Origin of the sequence: Wolbachia endosymbiont (group B) of Protocalliphora azurea (assembly GCF_947251865.1) — a bacterium.
Lineage (GTDB): Bacteria > Pseudomonadota > Alphaproteobacteria > Rickettsiales > Anaplasmataceae > Wolbachia.
In genome coordinates, this window is the sequence record NZ_OX366394.1 from 1,468,415 (window position 1) to 1,490,820 (window position 22,406).

The 22,406-nt window shown below is 34.1% G+C and carries 20 protein-coding genes, 2 tRNA genes, 1 other RNA gene and 1 pseudogene; 7 read left to right on the forward strand and 17 right to left on the reverse strand.

Going from position 1 to position 22,406, the window contains the following annotated elements; genetic code table 11:
• Positions 1–101: 101 nt before the first annotated feature.
• Complete coding sequence (locus OPR35_RS06955) at positions 102–1,349, reverse strand: hypothetical protein (RefSeq protein WP_264686106.1); 1,248 nt, start codon at positions 1,347–1,349, stop codon at positions 102–104.
• Positions 1,350–2,072: 723 nt separating this feature from the next.
• Here OPR35_RS06955 and OPR35_RS06960 point away from each other — a divergent pair.
• Positions 2,073–2,945, forward strand: coding sequence for an ankyrin repeat domain-containing protein (locus OPR35_RS06960; protein WP_265024829.1), 873 nt, complete (start codon positions 2,073–2,075; stop codon positions 2,943–2,945).
• A 268-nt stretch (positions 2,946–3,213) separates the two neighbouring features.
• Positions 3,214–4,893 (forward strand): recombinase family protein, encoded by a 1,680-nt coding sequence (locus OPR35_RS06965; protein WP_149168752.1) that lies wholly within the window; start codon positions 3,214–3,216, stop codon positions 4,891–4,893.
• Here OPR35_RS06965 and OPR35_RS06970 read toward each other — a convergent pair.
• Positions 4,873–5,355: pseudogene (locus OPR35_RS06970) on the reverse strand (O-methyltransferase); the annotation flags it as partial. The gene OPR35_RS06965 and the pseudogene OPR35_RS06970 sit on opposite strands and share 21 nt — an antisense overlap.
• Positions 5,356–5,606: 251 nt before the next feature.
• Here OPR35_RS06970 and OPR35_RS06975 point away from each other — a divergent pair.
• Positions 5,607–5,885 carry a DUF2671 domain-containing protein gene (locus OPR35_RS06975; RefSeq protein WP_007302334.1) on the forward strand — a complete coding sequence of 93 codons (279 nt, stop codon included), beginning with the start codon at positions 5,607–5,609 and terminating at the stop codon, positions 5,883–5,885.
• 28 nt (positions 5,886–5,913) lie between these two features.
• Here OPR35_RS06975 and OPR35_RS06980 read toward each other — a convergent pair whose 3' ends face one another.
• The 3 genes from OPR35_RS06980 to ssrS all read right to left on the reverse strand — a co-directional run bounded on the left by OPR35_RS06980 (position 5,914) and on the right by ssrS (position 7,300).
• The gene (locus OPR35_RS06980) at positions 5,914–6,645 is read right to left on the reverse strand and encodes a thioredoxin domain-containing protein (protein ID WP_012481954.1); all 732 of its coding nucleotides are present in this window, start codon (positions 6,643–6,645) and stop codon (positions 5,914–5,916) included.
• A gap of 14 nt (positions 6,646–6,659) precedes the next feature.
• Positions 6,660–7,121 (reverse strand): type II toxin-antitoxin system RatA family toxin, encoded by a 462-nt coding sequence (locus OPR35_RS06985; protein WP_265024831.1) that lies wholly within the window; start codon positions 7,119–7,121, stop codon positions 6,660–6,662.
• 17 nt (positions 7,122–7,138) lie between these two features.
• Positions 7,139–7,300: non-coding RNA, 6S RNA (gene ssrS, locus OPR35_RS06990), on the reverse strand.
• Between the two features lie 117 nt (positions 7,301–7,417).
• Between ssrS and OPR35_RS06995 the strand changes: the two genes are divergently transcribed.
• Positions 7,418–8,002, forward strand: coding sequence for an MlaC/ttg2D family ABC transporter substrate-binding protein (locus OPR35_RS06995; protein ID WP_007302336.1), 585 nt, complete (start codon positions 7,418–7,420; stop codon positions 8,000–8,002).
• The gene (locus tag OPR35_RS07000) at positions 7,999–9,309 is read left to right on the forward strand and encodes a bifunctional folylpolyglutamate synthase/dihydrofolate synthase (protein WP_265024832.1); all 1,311 of its coding nucleotides are present in this window, start codon (positions 7,999–8,001) and stop codon (positions 9,307–9,309) included. The genes OPR35_RS06995 and OPR35_RS07000 overlap by 4 nt, the downstream gene beginning before the upstream one ends.
• Positions 9,310–9,314: 5 nt before the next feature.
• Here the strand turns inward: OPR35_RS07000 and OPR35_RS07005 are convergent, their stop codons facing one another.
• From OPR35_RS07005 to OPR35_RS07015, 3 genes are all read right to left on the reverse strand, one after another.
• Positions 9,315–9,701, reverse strand: coding sequence for a hypothetical protein (locus tag OPR35_RS07005; protein WP_007302338.1), 387 nt, complete (start codon positions 9,699–9,701; stop codon positions 9,315–9,317).
• Between the two features lie 351 nt (positions 9,702–10,052).
• A complete protein-coding gene (locus OPR35_RS07010; RefSeq protein WP_265024833.1) occupies positions 10,053–10,526 on the reverse strand; it encodes a hypothetical protein in 474 nt (157 codons plus the stop codon).
• Between the two features lie 61 nt (positions 10,527–10,587).
• Positions 10,588–10,672 (reverse strand) — tRNA-Leu (locus OPR35_RS07015).
• Positions 10,673–10,734: 62 nt separating this feature from the next.
• Here OPR35_RS07015 and tldD point away from each other — a divergent pair.
• The gene (gene tldD / locus OPR35_RS07020; protein ID WP_264684884.1) at positions 10,735–12,165 is read left to right on the forward strand and encodes a metalloprotease TldD; all 1,431 of its coding nucleotides are present in this window, start codon (positions 10,735–10,737) and stop codon (positions 12,163–12,165) included.
• A 450-nt stretch (positions 12,166–12,615) separates the two neighbouring features.
• Here tldD and OPR35_RS07025 read toward each other — a convergent pair whose 3' ends face one another.
• From OPR35_RS07025 to OPR35_RS07060, 8 genes are all read right to left on the reverse strand, one after another.
• Positions 12,616–12,774 carry a hypothetical protein gene (locus OPR35_RS07025; protein ID WP_019078626.1) on the reverse strand — a complete coding sequence of 53 codons (159 nt, stop codon included), beginning with the start codon at positions 12,772–12,774 and terminating at the stop codon, positions 12,616–12,618.
• Between the two features lie 366 nt (positions 12,775–13,140).
• Complete coding sequence (petA, locus tag OPR35_RS07030; protein ID WP_006014178.1) at positions 13,141–13,740, reverse strand: ubiquinol-cytochrome c reductase iron-sulfur subunit; 600 nt, start codon at positions 13,738–13,740, stop codon at positions 13,141–13,143.
• Positions 13,741–13,834: 94 nt separating this feature from the next.
• A complete protein-coding gene (gene gyrA / locus OPR35_RS07035; protein WP_007302341.1) occupies positions 13,835–16,537 on the reverse strand; it encodes a DNA topoisomerase (ATP-hydrolyzing) subunit A in 2,703 nt (900 codons plus the stop codon).
• A gap of 51 nt (positions 16,538–16,588) precedes the next feature.
• Positions 16,589–16,661, reverse strand: a tRNA-Val gene (locus OPR35_RS07040).
• A 64-nt stretch (positions 16,662–16,725) separates the two neighbouring features.
• A complete protein-coding gene (locus OPR35_RS07045; protein WP_012481956.1) occupies positions 16,726–17,592 on the reverse strand; it encodes a tetratricopeptide repeat protein in 867 nt (288 codons plus the stop codon).
• Positions 17,593–17,619: 27 nt separating this feature from the next.
• Positions 17,620–19,302 carry a recombinase family protein gene (locus OPR35_RS07050; RefSeq protein WP_265024834.1) on the reverse strand — a complete coding sequence of 561 codons (1,683 nt, stop codon included), beginning with the start codon at positions 19,300–19,302 and terminating at the stop codon, positions 17,620–17,622.
• A gap of 322 nt (positions 19,303–19,624) precedes the next feature.
• Positions 19,625–20,023, reverse strand: coding sequence for a DUF1284 domain-containing protein (locus tag OPR35_RS07055; protein ID WP_029237639.1), 399 nt, complete (start codon positions 20,021–20,023; stop codon positions 19,625–19,627).
• On the reverse strand, positions 20,020–20,547 hold the full coding sequence (locus tag OPR35_RS07060) for a biotin transporter BioY (RefSeq protein ID WP_214303151.1): 528 nt from the start codon (positions 20,545–20,547) through the stop codon (positions 20,020–20,022). Before OPR35_RS07060 ends, OPR35_RS07055 begins: the two co-directional genes overlap by 4 nt.
• A 96-nt stretch (positions 20,548–20,643) precedes the next feature.
• Between OPR35_RS07060 and OPR35_RS07065 the strand changes: the two genes are divergently transcribed.
• On the forward strand, positions 20,644–21,216 hold the full coding sequence (locus OPR35_RS07065; protein ID WP_052264977.1) for a nitroreductase family protein: 573 nt from the start codon (positions 20,644–20,646) through the stop codon (positions 21,214–21,216).
• Here the strand turns inward: OPR35_RS07065 and OPR35_RS07070 are convergent.
• On the reverse strand, positions 21,192–22,337 hold the full coding sequence (locus tag OPR35_RS07070) for a glycoside hydrolase family 5 protein (protein ID WP_265024835.1): 1,146 nt from the start codon (positions 22,335–22,337) through the stop codon (positions 21,192–21,194). The two genes, OPR35_RS07065 and OPR35_RS07070, sit on opposite strands and share 25 nt — an antisense overlap.
• Positions 22,338–22,406 lie beyond the last annotated feature (69 nt).

Below are 22,406 nucleotides of genomic sequence, written 5' to 3' on the forward strand. Positions count from 1 at the left end.
TGTGTATATAACATTTGTATTACAATGCAACATCTTTTTGACAGAAGCTAAAGTAGTAACAAGAAACCACCACCTACTTTATAGAATTGCCTTATAATACCTTAATTGCCTAACCCTAATTGCTCACATGCTTTGCTTAATTCAACTTCAGTTAAGCTAGTGAACTCTTCATCTGTAGACTTTCTATATGCTAGAAACTTATTCAATGAATCAGCATCTCTTTTTTCCAATATAGATCGTATGTAGCCTGCCTGTTTAGAACACATAAACTCTTTAACCTGATCAGAATTAGCTTTATTTAATAACGCCCATACTGGTTCCATACAGCCCTTTTCTACTAAAGGTGTTAATAAAACTGTACAGAAAAGAGGTGATTTATCCTCTAGTTCCTCTCTTATCACTAAAGCACGATGGCTATCAAATCCTTCCTTCATCCACATATGCATAAAAAGCTTTACACTTTCACTTACATAAGGCTCTGAATGTTTTTTGATTTCCATGTCTAACCAGATATTATAATCATCTTCTGGAACATCATTTGGCTTTAAACAATCAAATAATTCCTGAAATTTATCAAAGCGAAGTGCACCCTGTAGTGTATTCAAACTACCATAATAACCATTTTCAGCTAAGTCTCTTTTTAGAAGTTCTGGATATTTATCAGGACTTATTTGACTAAAACAAAACTCGAATATTTCAGGATAACTATTACAACGACTACCTGCTGCATACACTGCTGTCTTCATGAAGATCTCATCCTTTTTCTGTGAGCCCATTTCATCTTCAGGTAATGACTTTATTTTATTCCAGAAGAATTCTACTGCTTCCGCTTGTTTCAAATCTATAGCACATTTAAGTCCATATTCATATGGATGACGACCATCTAGATTTAGTTTAGAGATGTAACCGCTAACAAAATGTGACCAAAAACCTGTTAAAAGGTCGCTTGTTAAAGATTTAACTAAGTGACCATACTCCAACAGACTACTTTTACCTTGAGCTGATAATCTTTTTTTTCTTTCCTCAAATAAAGCAATAATATCTTCCTCTAAGCAGCACCTACAGGCAATTTCATAGCTAGGGTTACTAAAGGGACTGCCTGGCATTATCAGCTTTTTACCTATCACCTGCCTATCAAGTTTAACTTTATGTAAATTGTCTACTTTCTTCCAACAATCCTCATTAGATAGCACTTGTGAAAGAAAATTGTGCCTCTTTTTACCACCCCTTTTGTGCAAGTCCCAATTTGCATAACACCAGCGCTCAATTTGAAAAAGCTTAGATGCTCTATAGGGATCATCCTCTTTAATAGACGAAAACAAAACTTTTGGAATATCTGAACGCAGCATAATTACCCCTCTATGAATGGAAAAACATGGAAACTGTTACGTCTAACATACACTATAGTAACTTGATACCATTTCGAGTAAGATATCCCTTTTCTAAGTTTTGTCAATCCTCAATTTGAAAAATTTTTTTAGACTTGAATAACTCTCAACAAAAGCCTCTTAATATGAGAGATACATGACGTTTTGTTTATTTTAAATTCTGTTTTTTATAAGTCTACCTTAGTTATTATTCTAAAATAAACTAGTATTAATTTAGCAGAATGTATTATTAAGATCTTAAGTAAGATAACCATTTCCAGAACTCAAAACCAGCTAATGAGAGAAGAGTTTGTTTTGGGATGCGTTGGACTACCATTTGTACCGTACGAACTTTTTTATATTCTGACTTTGATATACGCTAAAACTAGCCACATTAGCACATTTCATCCATGTCTACATACGAACTGTTTTGCCTAAGATTATGGAAATAATTTAAATTTTCTATTTTTATAACCCTATTTTACGAGGCTTGTTCTCACAAATGTATGACCTTTTTTGAAGGAGTAAATAATTGAAATCCTTATGACACTAAGTTGAAGTATTTTTCTATCAAATTCGAAATAAAAGATATTTTTCTATACCTATGTACAACAAATTTGCAGTTTCGAGAAACATATAAAACTCTTGCTGATCATATCAAGTATGTAATAATCAAAGCATAGGTTTTTAAAATGAGGTAAAATTATGTGTTCTAATCAGTTGAAAGAACAAGATTTTTATGCAACATGCACCATACCAATTTATCAAGTTGGTGTGAGTGTGAGAACTACGCTGTCATATTTAGCTACTCTCAGTAGTTACTTAAAAATAGATGAACATCATGTACAAGAAAGTAATAGTAATACTGAGTTACATTGTGCTGCTTTTCATGGTAACTTAGAAGTAGTTCAAGCTCTGTTAGAAAAAGGAGCTAGTGTTGAAGAACGAAATAGCAAAGGCTGTACTGCTCTTCATTGTGCTACTGAAGGTGGTTGCTTAGCAGTAGTTAAGTACTTTATAAATGAAAAAAGAATCAATGTTAACCAAAAGAACGATGATAATGATACTCCTTTACATATAGCTGCTGAAGATGGCCACTTAGAGGTAGTTCGATTTCTGTTAGAAAAAGGAGCTAGTGTTGAGGAACCAGGTAACGAAGGGCGTACTGCTTTGCATTATGCTGCTAGAGAAGGTCACTTAAGAATAGTTCAATTTCTGTTAGAAAAAGGGGCTGATGTTGATGCACGAGACAACCAAGGTTCCACTGCTTTGCATTATGCTGCTGAAGGTGGTTGCTTAGCAGTAGTTAAGTACTTTATAGACGAAAAAGGAATCGACGTTAATCAAGAGAACGATGATAATGAAACTCCTTTGCATATTGCTGTTAGAGAGGACCACTTAGAAGTAGTTCGATTTCTATTAGAAAAAGGAGCTAGTGTTGAGGAACTAGGTAGCGGAGGATGTACTGCTTTGCATTATGCTGCTAGCGGTGGCAATTTAGAAGTAGTTCAACTTCTATTAGAAAAAGGGGCTAACGTTACCGCGTTTACACTACCGACAATGTTGCAAAAAACATAAAAATAAAACTAGAGAAAACCATTTCTCGAAAACTTCTGTGTCCAGAACCAAGAGTCCGATTTACTTATAGCGCTAATAATCAATTAACCATCGGCTTTAAGGAATGATATGAACATATTATTTCAAGGAAAAGTCATGAGAAACAAGAGATTAGCTATCCAAATTAGCTGTAGCTATGAACCTAATCGGTTAGCAGAACAATGCTTATCAGATGCTTATGAAAAGGTAGTGTCAAAGGAAATAAGTCAAAAAAACTTAAAACATAAAAATGGGATTCAAGGAGGGTCAAATGGTAACAGTATGTTTATATGCGAGAGTTTCTTCGGGGAAACAAGTAGAAGGAAATACGATAGAAAGTCAAATTGCAGCTTTAGAGAAGCAAATTAATCTGGACGGATACAGATTGTTAAGTGAGTATAAATTTATTGATAACGGCTACAGTGGATCTCATTTAGTCCGCCCTGATTTAGAAAAATTACGTGATAAAGTAACAGAAGGTAAAATTGATAAGATTTACATTCATTCTCCTGATCGTTTATCTAGAAAATATGCATATCAAATGGTGCTGATTGAAGAATTTGAAAAAGCAGGAGCAAAAGTGGTTTTTTTAAATTATGAGATTAACGGTAACCCAGAATCTCAATTACTGTTACAAATGCAAGGTATGATAGCAGAATATGAACGTGCGAAAATTATGGAACGAAGTCGTCGTGGTAAAATCTATGCAGCTAACAAAGGCTATGTAAATGTAATGGGAGGAGCTCCTTATGGTTATCGTTATATAGATAAGCATATGGGAGGAGGACAAGCTTTATTTGAGATTAACGAAAAAGAAGCTGATGTCGTTCGTAAAGTATTTTTGTGGATAGGCAGAGAAAGAACAAGTATTGGGGAAGTATGTCGTCGGCTAAATACTATGTCCATTAAGACACAAAAAGGAAAAGAACGCTGGAATAAAGGTACAATTTGGAGTATGTTGAAAAACCCTGCTTACAAAGGACAAGCAGCTTTTGGTAGAAGAAGGTTAGGAGTAAGATTAAAGCAAGTAAGACCACAGAAAGGCTCTTGTGAGCAGCCAAAAAGTAACCACTCTGTCTATCCTGTTGAAAAAGCAAATTGGATTTATATTAAAGTGCCAAATATAGTAGATGAAGATATATTTGATATTGTTCAAGAACAATTAGCTGAAAATAGAAAAGTAGCAAGGACAAGAAAAAGAGGAGCAAAGTACTTACTACAAGGTTTAGTCATATGTAAGCGTTGTAATTACGGATGTTACGGAACTTGCATGAGAAGTAGACGAGAAGAAGAAGGTGGTCATTATGCATATTACCGTTGTAGTGGTAAAGATTCTTACCGTTTTGGTGGTAATAAGATTTGTGACAATAAACCCATTCGCTCAGATGCATTAGAAACAGCTGTGTGGGAAGAGGTTAAGCAGTTATTGAAAAATCCAAACAGGATTTTAGAAGAATACAAGCGTAGGCTTTCAGAACTAAAAAAATCATCATTGGATCAAAAAAGTGACCTGCTAGAGAAACAAGAAAATAAATTAAAACGTGGTATTGCTAGACTTATCGATAGTTATGCTCAAGAATATATCAATCAAGAGGAATTTGAACCACGAATTAAAGCAATGAAACAAAGCTTAAAAACAATTAAAGAAGAGAAGAAAAAGATATTTTATCAAAAGGAATTAGAACAGGAGGTAACTCTGGTTGTGGCCAATTTAGAAGACTTTTCTTCCAATATTACGTTAAACCTTGATAACGCAGACTGGTTAACTAAACGTGATATTATCAGAACATTGGTCAAGAGAATTGAAATTAACCTTGAGGACGTAAATGTGGTATTTCGCGTAAAAGAGCTACCGAACTCTTCTGGACATAATGGAAAGGAAAATAAAAATTTGCAACATTGTCGTAGGTGTATTATCTGCAACGATTAGCCCATCTTGTTTAATGTATGACTCTGCCCAATCTAAATACTTAGGATAACTACTTTTGTCAGCATCGATGAATATCATGTCAAATGGTGCCTTTGCTGATAATTCATTAATTTTTTCCAGTGCATCACCTTCTATTAGAGTAATTTTATCACTTAGATTAAAAGCACTAAAATTTTTTTTTGCTATTCTTGAGTGTTGAGGATTATTTTCTATTGTATATATATGACCATCTTTCGGTAAAGCTTTTACCATACAAATTGACGAATAACCATATAAAGTGCCAATTTCAACTATGCTTTTAACTTTATGGATTTTGATAAATAAATTTAATAATTTTCCTTCTTCAGGAGTGATTTGAATACGTTGTTTCTTATCAAGAGTACAATGTTCTTCTATTTTTTTATACTCTTTTGCAAATAAGCTTCTTATGTACAACGATTTTCTGCTAAAGTTATGACGCATTAAGTTTTATAATATAAACTAAGGAGGTTTAATCTATATAAGATTTATAGATATAACAATAGAGTTAAGAATAATAAAAATTTTTATTTTAAGTTGTTATTTTATAAAGTAAAATTTTAAGTGACAAAGATTATTATATATTTTACTATGGTTAACTAGTATAATAACCAATTGTTATACTAGAATTAAGGGATCGTTTATTTTACATCTCTCTTAAAATGTAATTTTTATAATCAATTAGAGGGGGTTATATGTCTTATAACATTGCTAACGAAGTTGAAACGTTAAGCAAGAAATCTAATAATAATGAAGGAGTGAAATTACTGCACAATCCAGCTTATCGCGAGAAGTACAAAGAACGCTTTAACGAAGCTCAGAAAAAAGTTATGGATATGGTCCAATTTTATGATGGAACGATAGTATTAATAGAGAATAAAATTGCTATGTATTATTATGCTTGGCACAGTAAAAAAAGAGAGTTTGAGCGTAAAAAGCAACAAACAGTATCAAAAAATAATGATTCAGCATAGGGTTTTTATATGGTAAGCTACAGTGTTATTACTTCACTATAGCTTTTCCATATAACTCATCTATTACATTAGTGAAGTATTCCAGCTCTCTATACCCTTCATGTTTGATTTTACCATTCTCTACATATGATTTGTCATCGTTAATCTTGATGATGAATACAGGAGTAGCTGTGATATCAAGTTTATTAATTGCAAGTGATTTATCATTTATAATTTTGTCCATCATCTTTTTATCATTAATGCATTGGTTAAATACATCTTGCTTCAAATTGCTTAGTGCAGCAATTTTTTGTAGTATAGTTAAATCACTAAAATTAGAGTAGTTCCACGAGTCTATTGCATTAAACACAGCTTTGTTAAAATTAAAATAGTCTTCTTCTTTTTCATAGCAATAACTTAGCATTGCAGCTTTTAATCCTCTGTAATCTAGAGGAAAATGACGGAATATGTATAACATCTTACCTGTATCTATGTACTTTTCTTTGATTTTAGGAAAAACTTTCTTATGAAAAAGAGAACAGTGATAACAAGTGAGCGAAGCATATTCTATCATTAAAATTGGTGCTTTTGGATCACCTAATAATTTATCATCAGGCAGTAGTGACAGTAGTTCTTTTGATGTTATTTCATCAGTTTTTTGAGTGTTGGGTAAGTTTTGTTCAATAGCTGCATAAGAACTAACACTTATAAAAATAAGTAAGAACAATAATCTAAAAATCATTACAATGGAAATACTTAACTTATTAAAGAATTTATGCATTTATATAAATGATGTCAAGATAACTTTTTCTCGGCAACACTTTCTACTCTGTCTTTAAATGCAGCAATTATTTTACTTTGTGTGTATTTATAAACTGAGTTTAATAAGGCGGAAAACAAATTGGATTTAAATTCAAACTTTATATAGAACTCTACCATAGTTTTACTTTCATCTATAGGAGTGAATTTCCATTCGTTGTATAAATGTTTAAATATTCCATTTGACGACACAGCTTTTATCCAACTTTTATTTGCTCCATTTGGAGAAAGAAAGGTCACTTCTGATGTGTAACTTCCTTTAATGCCATGAAAAGCTGCAAGGAGGTCCACAATCATTTGGCTATCAGTTTTTTCTTTTATATAAACAGCTTTGCACCAAGGAACAAAATCAGGATACTTCTCAACGTCAATTACAACTTGAAATATCTCATGAGATGAACAGAAAAAAACACCTTGTGCTTTATATTGGTGTAACATAAACCTAAATAATGGAAAAGGGATCCATATCTACCGTCAGTCTTAGTAGATTCCTGAGACCTAAAGTTAAGGTGGGCATCACGTACTAATTTCAATGAAATTAACAGAGGCAATTCCCTTGATCAGAAATTATCGCTCGGGAAATTTAACTTAACTCATAACGCATAGCACAGACCCCTAAATTAATTATAGATTATTTATATAGAGTATGTCTATAGATATATTAAAACTAGCGATCATTATTTTGCCTTTGTTAAATTTTGCATTTTAAGTATCATAGCTAATAAATATATCTTATGAATCTTATTAAGTTCTTAACCATTTTTATTGTAATCTCCTCAAGTGCTTACGCGAATTGTATAGGGCACAAAACTTTTGTGCTTGCCATGAAGCAGCAAGTAGACAACACGTCTATGAAAGGGAATAGAAAAAATCTAGAACATGTACAAGAAGAACTTCTGAAAATTATTCAGAATAATGTTGACCTCAAAGGAATATCTCGATTTGTCATAGGGAAATATTGGAATTTATCTACTCAGAAAGAAAAAGAAGAGTTTCTAAAAGAATATGAAGTATATCTCGCGCGCTTGTGCGCTAAAATTTTGTATAAATACATAAATAATAGTGAAATGATCATAATGAGTACAAAAGCAGTTGACGATGAAACTTGTCTGATAGGAACAAGATTTTCTTATGGTGATGAGGAATTTACAAACATTGACTTTAAAGTGACTAAAAATGACAATTCTTTCTTAATAAACGATGTTGTAATGAGTGGGATAAGTATTGCTATTAATCAACGTTCTCAATTTAGTGAAAAAATCGACACGCACGGCATGGCAAGTGTAATAGATGAATTAAAACGTAACAATAATTTATGATATACATGCCTCATTGGCCTAAGCCGATTGGCAGTAGGCCAAAGGATTTTTCTCTTGATCGCATAAAAAGTTTTCTAAATAAACTGGGTAATCCCGAGAAAAAAATACCGCCAATAATTCACATAGCTGGCACTAATGGCAAAGGATCAACACTATCCTTTATAAGATATATAATGCAAGCAGCAGGGTATAAAGTTCATACGTACACTTCTCCACATTTAGTGAATTTTAATGAGAGAATAGTTGTTGCAGGCAATGATATCGATGATAGTGAATTACATAACTCACTGGAAGAATGCCGTATAGCAGTCGCAGAACAACCCATCACTCTATTTGAAGCCGCAACGACTGCAGCCTTCTTAGCTTTTTCTCGTCATAAAGCTGATATTACTTTAGTTGAAGTGGGTCTGGGTGGAAGGCTTGATGCAACAAATGTTATAGATAATCCGATTCTAACGATCATCACTTCCATTGCACTTGACCATACAGAATATCTTGGTCCTACCGTAGAAACCATAGCAGGTGAAAAGGCTGGAATAATGAAACCTAATGTTCCTTGCGTAATAGCACCACAAGAAAAATCTATAATGAACACGCTAGAACAACACGCAATAAACAAAAAATCTCCCTTATATAGAGGAGGATTTGAGTGGAATTGCGAAAAACAGAATAACAGGATGGTCTTTCAATCGACTATTCAATCAATAGAATTTTCTTTGCCATCTTTAAAAGGAGATCATCAAATAATCAATGCAGGAAACGCAATTGCAGCATGTAGCATTTTAAGTGGAAAATATGGCTTTGATATTGGAGAAGAGGACATTGCTTCAGGTTTACAGGGCACTTATTGGCCTGCGCGGCTAGAGTCTATAAAAAAAGGTAATTTAATTTCTTTATTACCAAAAGATTGGCAATTATTTCTAGATGGCGCACACAACAATGATGGTGCCAGAGTGTTAGCTAAGTGGATAAAAGACAATTTTGCTGAAGGTATCTATATGATCTTTGGTGTTACTCGTAACAGAAACGTCGCAGAGTTCTTAGAGCACTTAAAGCCATACATCAAACTACTATGCGCCGTTTGTGTTAAATCTGAACCTAAAGCAACAAGTACAGATTTAATTAGAGAAGGAGCTCATAATATAGGAATCAATGCTATCGAATGTGAATCAATCAGAGATGCTATATCAAATCACATACTAAAAGCTTCTATACAAAACGTCAAAACCATACTAATCTGTGGCTCGCTATTTTTAGCCAGAGATTTGAGTATGGAGAATAGCTATCAATTAATCCAAGAACAATAAATGCACTACACAACTTGCTCTCTTCCATGAGCGTGAACACTATCGGGATTTACAATGCTGCTTGGCTTTTCGGTTAATGCTCCTATAGGTACATTTTGTTCATCACCTCTTCCTTCAGTTTTTACAAGATTTACAACTTTTCTCTCGTAGATCTCACTTGCTAATTGTAATAATAAAGTACAACCTAGTACTATAGCAAATCCAATGAGTACTTTACTGTCTACGCAACTAGATTGGTACTGCAACACCAAACCTGCTATTAATAAAATAGGAGGAAGATAATTTGAAATTTGGGAAGTAAGAATTAGATATTTAAATGCTTTACTTTTGAACATTTCATCTATATAAATAGTACCTTCAAAAATAAACGTTAGTGCGGTTGTGTGTCCCACGCTGGCTCTCTAAAATTACTTTAGCTACAAATATTAAGAAATTTACTAAGTAAAAAAAGACAAAAGAACCCCCGTATAGCGAGTTTTAATAATTTAAATTGATAATGTACTAACAAGCGCGATTTGGCTGAATGTAGAAAAAATAAAAAAGACATGCAGCCGCTATAATTTTTATGTAATTTGCCAATAAATATTTGAGTTTTTTACTGAATTTTGCTGTTAAATCCGCGGAGATTAAAAACAAGGGTAAATACTCTTGCTATCATAGTAAGGGAGATGGCGTAATTTGTCAAGTTAAATAAGCTAAGTTATTAACATGTAATAATTAGGCAGCTATTGCAGATTGAATGTTCAAATGATCACTAACTTTGAGGTTTTGGTTTCATCTATTTGCGGCTGACTAATCATAGTTCGAATGAAATTGGTTGCCATAAAGGTACAACCTAGAATAAAAAAAGCAACGGAAATAAAGGGGATAATAAGAAATTCAAGAGGTAATATAGATGTAATTCCTCCTATTAAAAATGAAACGTTAGATGCAATGTCGAGGCAGATCTTCATTAATTTCTCTTGCCGAGAGGTATCGAGTTGCTTATTAAGGCCACACTGCCTAAAATGATCAGTTAATGACCATATATTTAAAGCAAGCGAAAGTGCACTTAGTATAGTGCTGACAATAGTAAAATACAAGCTTAAGGAAGAAATATTTAGGGCTAATGCTGCTATGTACCCACTCAAAGAAGCAATAGATAGTGCAGTAACCAAGCGTTTTGAATAAGTTCGTATTTTTTTCCTGTAAATAAGCCTCTCTTTCTCATAACTCATAAACTTAGCAGTAAATGCATATTATATCATAACATTAATTGATTTGAAAATCAATACAGAGTGCCCGGGAGAAGACTTGAACTTCCACAACTTGAAAAGTTACTAGCACCTGAAGCTAGCGCGTCTACCAATTCCGCCACCCGGGCTTTTTGTGATTTACTATGTTAAAATAAAATAATATACTCAAGTAGTTTTTAGCTCAAAGGTAATGCCAAATCTAGATCAAATATTTTTTGCTCAGAACAATGTTAATATTAATAATGTATATAAAATAGTCAACAACGCTTTGAGCAATAGTGATGGTGGTGAGCTATTTTTAGAGTTTTGCCAATCAGAATCCCTGATTTTTGATGATAATATATTAAAACATATGGATTTAAATATCAGAAGAGGATTTGGTCTCAGGTCTTTTTGTGAAGATAGTACGTCTTTTGTTTGCTCTTCTGAGATTAGCGAAAAAGAAATTAGTAAAGCTGCTTCTATGGTAAAAAGTTCAGCATCTTTAAGCAAAACAAATTCAGTAAACTTAAATGAGGAGGCAAAAAGCCTGTATTCAAAGATTAATCCCATAAATGAAATGGATCTGAGCTCAAAAATTAAACTACTCAATGAGATTAATGAGTATGTAAGGTCGAAGAATAACTGCGTGAAGCAGGTAAAAATAACTCTAAATGGAGAATGGCAAGTTGTACAAATAATAAAAGATGATCACAGGTTAAGCGATATCAGGCCTTTGGTACGTTTTAATGTACTAGTCATCGTAGAGAAAAATGGCCGAGCAGAGAGAGGTTCTGCAGGGCACGGTGGAAGAGACTCTTATAGTAAATTTGTTTCTGAGAAGAAGTGGAAAAAAGTTGCAAACCAAGCGTTAGAACAAGCGCTAGTAAATCTTGAGGCAATTCCAGCTCCGGCTGGAGAGATGACAGTTGTTTTAGGTTCAGGTTGGCCAGGAATATTATTGCATGAAGCTGTAGGTCATGGACTTGAAGGTGATTTTAACCGTAAAGGAATCTCGGCATTTTCAAATTCTATGGGTAAACAAGTGGCAGCCAGTAACATTACTGTAATTGATGATGGAACTCTACCTAATTTGCGTGGTTCTATTAGCATAGACGATGAAGGTACTTTACCTGGCTATAATGTGCTTATAGAAGATGGAATTCTAAAAGGATATATGCAAGATCATATGAACGCTAAACTTATGGGTGTAAATCCAACTGGTAATGGTAGAAGAGAAAGTTACAAAGAAGTTACTATGCCACGCATGACAAACACCTATATGTTGCCAGGAAAACATCCACCAGAAGAAATAATATCTAGTGTAAAGAAAGGTCTATATGCAGTAAATTTTGGTGGTGGGCAGGTTGATATAACATCAGGAAAATTTGTTTTCTCGTCTTCGGAAGCTTACCTAATAAAAAATGGTAAAATTACACAACCAGTCAAAGGAGCAACGATAATTGGTGATGGGCCAACAGTGCTAAAAAAAGTATCAATGATTGGTAATGATCTAAAGTTAGATCCTGGTGTTGGTACGTGCTCAAAAGACGGGCAAAATGTGCCTGTTGGAGTTGGTCAGCCAACACTCAAGGTCGATGCAATAACTGTTGGTGGAACTGAATATGTAGATAAGGGCTAAGCGAACTCAGCTCATGCTGTACAATTGTACAAATATTGTAACCATTATTCAAGTAGCTCATATAGATGCAAAAACTACTTAACAAATCTCTCTGCCTTCCTTGCCATAACGTGTATAACAATCTCACAAAAAATAATATCATAGAATTCAATAGGTGGTCTTTAAAAAATCCTTAAGGAAAGTAAAATCTGTTTAAATAGGCCGATATAGATGGTTTTACGATATAATAAAATTATTATAAACAAGAACTTATAAACTCTAGCAAATGAATTTGTGAGTTTAGTGGTGTTAGGAATACCTGGCTCTTTTATGTGGATTGACATTCTCAATAACCTGCTCTAGAGATAGATTATATAATTTTGACAAGGTTCTTGGCATGTGATATTTTTCTCGAATATAGGTAATGGCATAAATGACTTTATATCTATATCCAGCTCTAGGGGAAGATCTTCAATGTTTACGTCCATCCCTGACAAAGGATATTCTATGTCCATGTGCAGCTTTGGGGGATAGTTCTACTTTGAAGATTTCTTTCACTTTTACTATTGCGACTCCCAATTCCACTGAAATCACTCTTTCCCTTAATTCATATTGATATGGTGACTCCATTTATTCCCTCACTTTCAGCTTTTTCTTGCTTTACCATATCTCTTCCCCTCTTGTCTCTATCTTTATGTATTAAGCTATATAACTCAAAATCTTGATAAAATGCAGAAAAGTTTTTTTAATTTCAGCTCCATCCTCGAAGAGTTAGAAAATAACTTTAAGCAAGTTAGTCAGAATTTTTCTGACGCAAAGGAACAAGTTTTAAATTTAGCTGTCAACTCTGAAAATTTGGCAGGCAAGTTTCTTAATTATCACCCGAATATGTGCATAGTATAAAATTAGCTTGATAGACTTCAAGAGCTTTGCCTATGAAGTCAGTGTGCTTCTTGAAATGCAATATACTTTTATTACTTTAATTATGAAAATCCGTTAAGCCTTCTTGCCAATTACTACAATATTTTCACTTGGAAAAAAGTAGTCAGGTATAGCCATGTTCTTTGGTGCAGGACCGCCAATTACTCGGCCTGATGTGTCATAATATGAACCGTGACAAGGGCAGAACCAACCGTTGCCGTCTTTTGTAGCGTGATCAACTGGTACACATCCAAGATGGGTGCATATTCCAATCATAATTAACCATTCATCTTTTCCTTTATATACTCTTTTTTCATCTGATTCAGGATCTCTCAAATTTTCTGCATTTATGGCTCTTGCAGCCTCAATCTCTTGTTTTGTGCGCTTGCGGATAAATACTGGCTTACCTTGCCATTTTACCTTTTTTCCTTGTCCTTCTTGAATATCAGATAGATTAACCTCAACCGTAGACATCGCTAAAACCTCAGCAGAAGGATTCATAGACTTAACCAATGGCCAAAGACCGCTTGCAGCTCCTATACCTGCCATGGCACACGTAGTTAATGTGATAAAATCTCTTCTACTCTTATTTTTGGCAAAATCTTTAACAAGAGATGTTTTTTTATTCTTCTCATTCGTCAATGATTTTTTATTTTTAGTTAACTTCTTATCCATCAATCTCTACTTGAACATAGACACATATTTTAATTTAAATATTATAGATTAATCAATAGAAATTTGCACTATTTGTTTAACCTTTGCTATACAGTTAAGAAGAAACAGAGTTGTCAATTTCGGAAATACTATCTTCAGTGGAATCGGGATCCTCAATTTTCGCTACTGACACCACCTTTTCTCTACTCTCTGTTTTAAACAGAGTGACTCCTTGAGTGCTACGTCCTGCAATTCTGATATCATTTACTGAAATACGAATTAACTTTCCTTTATCTGTAATAAGCATGATATTATCACCCTGTTCAACTGGAAAGCTAGCAACAACATTACCGTTTCTGTCGGTAGTCAGGATATTTGTAATACCAACACCACCTCTATTTGTTACCCTATACTCGTACGCAGAAGTTCTTTTACCAAAGCCATTTTCAGTAATAGTTAATATGAACTCCTCATTCATTGCAAGTTTTAAGAACAGTTTGTTATCTATTCCTAAATCATTCAAAGTCTTTTCCAATTTAGAATCAATGAAGTTATTAATTGCAGTCCCCAGTCTTTTTGCAAGTGGAACTTTTAAGTAAAGTTCTTTTGTTTCTGTTGCTACACCTATCCCATTTAATATGGTCATAGATATCACGCTGTCATTCTTTGCAAGTTTGATACCTCTTACGCCATCTGAATTGCGACTTTTAAATTGACGCACATCACTTACAACAAATCTGATGCTTTTTCCAAGTGTTGTTGAAAGTAGAACATGATCAATTTCGCTACATACTTTAACTGATATTAACCTATCCCCTTCGTCGAGCTTTATTGCTATTTTTCCATTGCTTGGAATATAGTGAAAATCTGCTAAGGAGTTACGCCTTATGTTCCCATGAGCAGTAACAAAAACTATATTTTGATTTTCGTCATTCTCACTTGGAAGCGGCATGATGTTAGTTATAGTTTCACCATCGCTAAGCGGGAATATATTAACAAGCGCTCTTCCACGTGCAGTTGGCTCTGCAAGAGGCAGTTTATAAACCTTTAATCTGTAAACTCGACCAGTATTAGAAAAGAATAAAAGGCTAGTATGAGTATTTCCAACAAATAATTTTGTGATTACGTCCTCCTCTTTTAACCCCTGTCCTAGCTTTCCTTTTCCACCACGATGCTGGGTTCTATAGTGAGAGAGCTTCACACGTTTGATGTAACCATTCATAGTTACGGTCACTACCATATCTTCTTGTGGAATTAGATCTTCAGCTTCAATGTCCGTATCTGATTCCTCTATTGAAGTTTTTCGCGGCACAGCAAATCTGTTCTTTATTTCTTGTAGATTGTTTTTTATTTCTTTCATCAACTTCTCTCCTGAGCCAAGAAAAGCGATATATTCTTTTATCAGGTTGATCATTGAACTTAGCTCAGCTTCTAATTTGTCTTTTTCAAGGCCTGTTAAACGTTGCAATTTCATGTCAAGAATAGCTTTCGTTTGCAGCTCAGTTAATCTATACACTCCGTCTTTCAAAAAGCTCATGCTGTCTGAGATTAATCCAATAATTGTGTTTATCTCAGCTGAAGTTTTCCATTCTTTATTTAAAAGTTCTCTACTTGCTTCCGCAGGATCTTTTGCACCACGGATGATTTTTATCACTTCACCTATGCTCAAGACCGCAATGTAGAGCCCTATATATATATGAGCTTTTTCCCTCGTTTTTCTTAGACGAAATTCTGTTCTCCTGATTAATACTTCTTTTCTAAAATCAACAAAAGCAGCTATGATTTCTTTTAATGACATCAAAGCAGGCCTGTTATTGTTGAGGACTAGAGTGTTAACACTAAAACTACTTCTTAGTGGAGTTAGTCCTAATATTTGATTAAGTATAAAACTTGCTTCAGCATTTCTTCTGAGGTCAATTACTACCCTAATACCAGACTTATCAGACTCATCCCTAATTTCTGTTATGCCATCAATTCTTTTTTCTTTTACAAGCTCACCTATCTTCTCAATTAATTTTACTTTATTTACCTGGTAAGGTATTTCATTAATCACTATTGCTTGCCTATCTTGTGGCAGGTCTTCTATGTGAGTCTTGCCTTGCACAACAATTGAGCCACGACCAGTTGCAAATGCTGATCTTATTCCAGACCTTCCAAGAATCATTCCCCCAGTTGGGAAATCCGGCCCTGGCATCACTTCAAGTAACTCATCCAAAGTAACTTCAGGATTATCTATATATAACATACAAGCATCTATTATTTCTCCAAGGTTGTGAGAAGGAATATTGGTTGCCATACCAACTGCAACACCGCTTGCACCATTTACCAATAGATTCGGAAATTCTGCAGGCAGTACAACAGGCTCTGTTTCATTTCCATCATAGTTTGGCCTAAAATCAACTGTATCTTCGTCAATATCATTTAGTAAAAAATGCGACACTCTGTGGAGCCTTGCTTCTGTATATCGCATTGAAGCTGGCGGATCTCCATCTATCGAACCAAAGTTACCTTGCCCATCAATCAGTGGTAAAAGAAGAGAAAAATCTTGAGCCATCCTGACCAAGGAGTCATAGATAGCCATGTCACCATGTGGGTGATATTTTCCCATTACATCCCCGACTATACGAGCTGCTTTTTTATACGGTTTACCGGCATCGAACCCAGCCCTCGACATTGCGTATAATATGCGCCTATGAACAGGTTTAAATCCATCTCGCACATCAGGTATAGCTCGACTTATGATCACACTCATTGCGTAGGAGAGATAAGAATCCTCTAGCTCTTTCACTATTGAAACTGGTACTATGTTGTCTTGCATTTTCTATACTTTGATTGAAATAATTGTAATATTAATATTCAACTAGGCTAATGGGCAATGACAGACTTGAACTGCCGACCTCCTCGGTGTAAACGAGATGCTCTACCAGCTGAGCTAATTGCCCCTCTAGATATAATTCTATAGTTCAATGTTGTTGTTGTAAACAAAAATAGCGATACAAGCAACTCTTATGGAATCGCTGAGTGCGCACTATGGAGTTGTATAAATTTTAGCCTTGCTGCTACCTTGTATAAAGGTATTCTTTCACTTGCATTTTTTGACATGTTCAACAACTTTGAATAACATGCTGTGGCATTTTTAAAATCTGAGAGCTTATCTAGAATAACAGCTAAATTATAGGTATAAAAAATATTGTTTTGATCTAAAGAAATTGCTGCTTTCATATATTCTTTAGCTTTTATGTAATCCCCTTTTTTCATATAGATCAAACCTAAATTTGCTGATAAAGGGGCGCTATTTCTGAGTGTATCATACAATTTCAACATTTCACTCAATGCTAAATTAGGATCATATTGTGAAATTATCGTCAGAAAATTCTTTAATACATAAGGGTTGCTAGGATATTCTTTTAACAGTCTTGTGTAAATCTCTACAGCTTTTTTAAATTCTTTGTTAGCGTAATAGATATTCCCTAGTCCAATTAAAGCACTTTCATGATAAGGAAATTTTGCGATAATCTGATTGAGGAGAGAAGTAGCTGTTTCACTATCTCCTAACTCAAAGGAATCTTTTGCTTTTTTTAAAATAGAGTATATGTCAAAATTCTTGCCAGAATTCTGCGAAATTTTGATATTAAATTTGTCACTTTTTCTCTCGATAACATCAAGATCTTTATATTTTTTATCAGCTTTTATATGCTTGACAACACTATCAAAGACCTTCTGTATCTCCAAATTTTCACTAGCATAAGTAACAGAAGACCTCCATAAAATCACAACGCAAATTAACATGCAGACAAACATAGATCCTAGTGTTGTGGCATTGGCTGCAGCGCGTAACCAGTAAATCTTATTTCTTTGAACTATACGCAACACATTACAAATTCATAAATGCTAAATTACTTATCTAATATAATAATAAATACACCTACGACAATGTTGCAAATTTTTATTTTCCTTTCCATTATGTCCAGAAGAGTTCGGTAGCTCTTTTACGCGAAATACCACATTTACGTCCTCAAGGTTAATTTCAATTCTCTTGACCAATGTTCTGATAATATCACGTTTAGTTAACCAGTCTGCGTTATCAAGGTTTAACGTAATATTGGAAGAAAAGTCTTCTAAATTGGCCACAACCAGAGTTACCTCCTGTTCTAATTCCTTTTGATAAAATATCTTTTTCTTCTCTTCTTTAATTGTTTTTAAGCTTTGTTTCATTGCTTTAATTCGTGGTTCAAATTCCTCTTGATTGATATATTCTTGAGCATAACTATCGATAAGTCTAGCAATACCACGTTTTAATTTATTTTCTTGTTTCTCTAGCAGGTCACTTTTTTGATCCAATGATGATTTTTTTAGTTCTGAAAGCCTACGCTTGTATTCTTCTAAAATCCTGTTTGGATTTTTCAATAACTGCTTAACCTCTTCCCACACAGCTGTTTCTAATGCATCTGAGCGAATGGGTTTATTGTCACAAATCTTATTACCACCAAAACGGTAAGAATCTTTACCACTACAACGGTAATATGCATAATGACCACCTTCTTCTTCTCGTCTACTTCTCATGCAAGTTCCGTAACATCCGTAATTACAACGCTTACATATGACTAAACCTTGTAGTAAGTACTTTGCTCCTCTTTTTCTTGTCCTTGCTACTTTTCTATTTTCAGCTAATTGTTCTTGAACAATATCAAATATATCTTCATCTACTATATTTGGCACTTTAATATAAATCCAATTTGCTTTTTCAACAGGATAGACAGAGTGGTTACTTTTTGGCTGCTCACAAGAGCCTTTCTGTGGTCTTACTTGCTTTAATCTTACTCCTAACCTTCTTCTACCAAAAGCTGCTTGTCCTTTGTAAGCAGGGTTTTTCAACATACTCCAAATTGTACCTTTATTCCAGCGTTCTTTTCCTTTTTGTGTCTTAATGGACATAGTATTTAGCCGACGACATACTTCCCCAATACTTGTTCTTTCTCTGCCTATCCACAAAAATACTTTACGAACGACATCAGCTTCTTTTTCGTTAATCTCAAATAAAGCTTGTCCTCCTCCCATATGCTTATCTATATAACGATAACCATAAGGAGCTCCTCCCATTACATTTACATAGCCTTTGTTAGCTGCATAGATTTTACCACGACGACTTCGTTCCATAATTTTCGCACGTTCATATTCTGCTATCATACCTTGCATTTGTAACAGTAATTGAGATTCTGGGTTACCGTTAATCTCATAATTTAAAAAAACCACTTTTGCTCCTGCTTTTTCAAATTCTTCAATCAGCACCATTTGATATGCATATTTTCTAGATAAACGATCAGGAGAATGAATGTAAATCTTATCAATTTTACCTTCTGTTACTTTATCACGTAATTTTTCTAAATCAGGGCGGACTAAATGAGATCCACTGTAGCCGTTATCAATAAATTTATACTCACTTAACAATCTGTATCCGTCCAGATTAATTTGCTTCTCTAAAGCTGCAATTTGACTTTCTATCGTATTTCCTTCTACTTGTTTCCCCGAAGAAACTCTCGCATATAAACATACTGTTACCATTTGACCCTCCTTGAATCCCATTTTTATGTTTTAAGTTTTTTTGACTTATTTCCTTTGACACTACCTTTTCATAAGCATCTGATAAGCATTGTTCTGCTAACCGATTAGGTTCATAGCTACAGCTAATTTGGATAGCTAATCTCTTGTTTCTCATGACTTTTCCTTGAAATAATATGTTCATATCATTCCTTAAAGCCGATGGTTAATTGATTATTAGCGCTATAAGTAAATCGGACTCTTGGTTCTGGACACAGAAGTTTTCGAGAAATGGTTTTCTCTAGTTTTATTTTTATGTTTTTTGCAACATTGTCGGTAGTGTAAAGATATTATTAATTGGCAGATACTATTTAGAATGAGTTAAAAGAGCACTTCTACACATTCCATATGGTTGCCAATTACACTCCTCACATGCGTAGTCAAATTTCTCTAAAGACATTTTCTTTCTAATTCTTTTTACTGCTTTACTCCAGGTCAAAATCTCGCCAATTTTTATTCCTAAAATTTCCATATGCCTTCTATCTAGCTCTAAAACTTTAGCTTGTGTGGTACATTTACCTTGTTTAGTCTGGTTTGGGCAAACACTACAAATAGTGTCAAGATTATCAACTACTTCGATTTTAGTATTAGGATCACTAATTACTTTACTTGCTATCTTTTTGTAATTTTCTACAAAGCTCTGAGAATATCCATACCCTTGAAATGCAAGAGTGCACATAAAATGATGAGGACGAAACCTTATCACTTTTTCAAATACTGCAAAGCTGCTACAAGTAGAAAAATTTTTACCAAACCAGGAAGGATGAATGGTAAAACACCTACCATTATTGCTTGTTTCAGACCCACGTAAATAGTAAGCCAACTAATACCACAAATAAAGATTACGACTGTACCCGCCAGACAACTTAAAGAATTACACATAAATGATTTATATTTAGAGTTCAGTAATTCATTTACTTTGTTCATTACCATAACAGCAGCTAAACAGCCAATTAAATATCCACCTGTTGGTCCAAGAAAAATGTGATAACCACTAGAAAAATTCGCAAAAACAGGAAATCCTGCTGCACCAAGTGATAGATATGTAAGCACAGAATAGAATGCTGTTCTGCGGTTAAATTTAAGCCCAACAAGCATTAATCCTAAAGTTTGCAATGTGATAGGCACAGGCTGCAATGGTATGCTTATTTGAGCCATCAAGAATAAAAGTAAAACACAAGACAATATTTCAGCCAGTGTTGACCTACTGCTTGATTGTGTTATAAACATATCTTCCCAATAAAAATAACTTACTAAATGTAATATATGTGTATAAGAGGTTTTGCAATTTAAATTTTGCTTATATTGCGCTACAATGAATTATTTATGCACTATTTAAAAATGATGAGTAAACAAGATCTATTATCGTTGATGAAAGAAAGACACAGCGGACGTTCATACGATCCTACAAGAGCAATATTTCAGAAAGAAATGGATATTTTAATAGAAGCTGTAAGGCTAACACCCTCGTGTTTTGGTGATGAACCTTGGCGATATGTGATATGCAACAAACAGAACAATCAAAGCGCATGGAAAAAATTGCTCGGTTGCCTTGATGAATCTAATCAAAAGTGGGCAAAAGATGCACAAATACTAATTATATCTCTAAGCGCTAAGAACTTCCGTAAACAAGGTAAAGGAGAAAATCTTTGGGCTAAACATGATACTGGTGCAGCAAATTATGCACTTATGCTGCAGGCTGCAGCTATGAACTTAATGGCTCATCAAATGGGTGGATTTGATAGAGATAAAATAGTTAAGAGATTCAATATACCTGATGATTTTAATGTAATGTCAGTGATAGCAGTTGGTTACGAAAAAGAGGGTGCTGAAGTCAAAGAAAAACAAAGAAGATCAATAAAAGAAATATTCTTTTATGACGAATGGCCAGCGAGCTGACTTGACCATTCTTCTCTTAATATCTTAAAAATTGAATTATTTGGCAAATAATTTTTTTTCATCCTACCCTCTTCAATTGCTTGCCAGTCTTTCCATGAAAGCCTCTCGTTTCCAAGTTCATAGTCCATACCATCCCATATATCTTCTCGAAAGCCATAAACAGCAAAATGCCAATTATATTCATTAAAAATAGAAGTAAGATCTCGAAAATAGTGCTCTAATCCTTTTGAGCAGCGGTGCCCGCCAAACTCTCCAGCAAGGATCTTATAATCTGGTATATTATACCTCTTTTGGAAAATTTTTACAGGTTCTATATATGATTTTAACTTATCTTTATTCCAATACTCTACTTTTTTTGCATCAAAAGATTGAACATGTCCAGGGTAGGCGAAGTTACCTTGGTTTAATTTTAAGTTTGTATAAGCAAAGGGCTCATATATATGAAATGAATAAAGAACATTTTTATCACTAACTGGTTCAAATTTGTTAAAAGTATTAGAGTCAGCATAACTGCTGCTATCAAGTATTATTGGGGTCTCTGAGTCAACTTGGCGGATACTGTTTACCACGCTGCTATAAAAGCCAAATAGATTCTTCTGAACTTTGCTTTGTTCTACTTTATAAATAGCCGAGTCTGCAGTATTATAAAGCCTTTCTGGATGTGGTTCATTTAAGATATTATATCCAACAATAGCAGGATGATCTTTAAGCTCTTTCGCAAGATCTTGCCAAAATTTTGCTGCTTGTTTTTGAAAAGCTTGATCTGACCATAAACGTAAATCATCTTTATTGTTATTATTTTGCTTCCATCTAGATCCAGGTAAGCTAAGCATCGTTAACACTACTGGTATTTTTTGTTGATGAAAAGCATCTAAAACATCTTTCAGAACTTTCAGGTCTTTGGAAATCAGGCCCGGATAATTGTCTGCATTGCCTAAGAGGAAGTCACGTTGCGTAGTTTCAAATTTGTCAGGAGCAAGACGAATAAAACCAATTTTGTATTCCTTTGCTGCTTTGATTAAGTCACTATCAACTTTTCTATTGAAAACATTTGCTCCCTTTCTGACTCCAGTTTGCCAAAAGAGCATTTTGCTGTTCTCCGGTATTGACTTAGCACTCACATTACAGAAAACTATAGAATACAAAACAGCTGTAATTAGAAGAAAAATTTTCACTTATATAATTTTGCT